We start from the raw sequence: 1,085 nt of genomic DNA on the forward strand, positions 1-1,085 counted from the left end.
AAAAAATAGCTTCACAAATTGAACCTGATTTAAAAAGGTATTTAAAAAATATAAAATCAGTAGAAGTAGTTTCTCTTAGAAGCGATAGGCCATTAATTAGGTATGGATATTCAAATGATATTGATATCAATATTAACGATGGTAGACTAACTAGTATTAAAAATAAAGGAGATGGGATAAAAAGTTTAATTGCTCTCTCAATTCTACAAACTAGTGAATCAAATAATAGGTTATTAATGATCGATGAACCTGAATCTCATTTGCATTCTGGGGCGATAAGAGAACTTAAGAGTAAAATTATGAGCGATACATTAAACCACCAGACATTAATATGTTCACATCATCAAATTTTTGTAGATAGAAACACAATTAAAAATAATAAGTTACTTAACGGAGGGAAAATAAATGAAAAAATAGATATTAGGAAAATCAGACAAGAATTAGGTGTTTCACTTGGAGAGAATTTATTGAGTGCAGAAATAGTACTATTGGTAGAAGGTGAAACGGACAAATCAATAATAGAAATGTATATTAAAAATAAAAGAACGGATTTACAAAATTTATTAGAAGAAGGAATTTTTATTATAGATTCTGTCAGAGGTGTTTCAAAAATTGATCAAAAAATTTCTGTTTATGAGTCAGGACTTTGCAACGTCGTTGCGTTGTTAGATAATGATGAAGCAGTTAAATCAAATAAAACTAAAATTAACTTAGACAAATCAAATTATTTTTTAGTTCCTACATTCAATAAAAATGAAAGTGAAATTGAAGATATCTTTGAAAAAGATTTTATTTTCAAAGTCGTGGATGAACAATTTGGATTGAACAATTCATATGACAAAAAAAGAATGGGCAAAAAGAAATTTACAAATGGTCTAAAAGCTATATTACATAATAAAGGTAAAATTTTTGAAAAGGAAGAAGAAGAACAATTTAAATGGAGAGTAATTAGTCGCTTGAAAGAAGAAGAAAATTTACCTATAAACCCAATTTATAATGAATTTTTAGAAAGTGTTTGTGATAGAATATCTGCTTTGTATTTTAAAAAGTAAAAGAAAAATCGACTACTAATAATGGTTCGTTAT

Annotated in this window: 1 protein-coding gene; it reads left to right on the forward strand. The window is 26.5% G+C overall.

Features of this window, described 5'->3' with window-relative positions:
* Positions 1 to 1,052, forward strand: a 1,052-nt coding sequence (locus tag B154_RS0125130; protein WP_018617123.1) for an ATP-dependent nuclease, incomplete at its 5' end; no start/stop codon positions are given.
* Positions 1,053 to 1,085 lie beyond the last annotated feature (33 nt).

Origin of the sequence: Segetibacter koreensis DSM 18137, assembly GCF_000374045.1 — a bacterium.
Classification (GTDB): Bacteria; Bacteroidota; Bacteroidia; order Chitinophagales; family Chitinophagaceae; genus Segetibacter; species Segetibacter koreensis.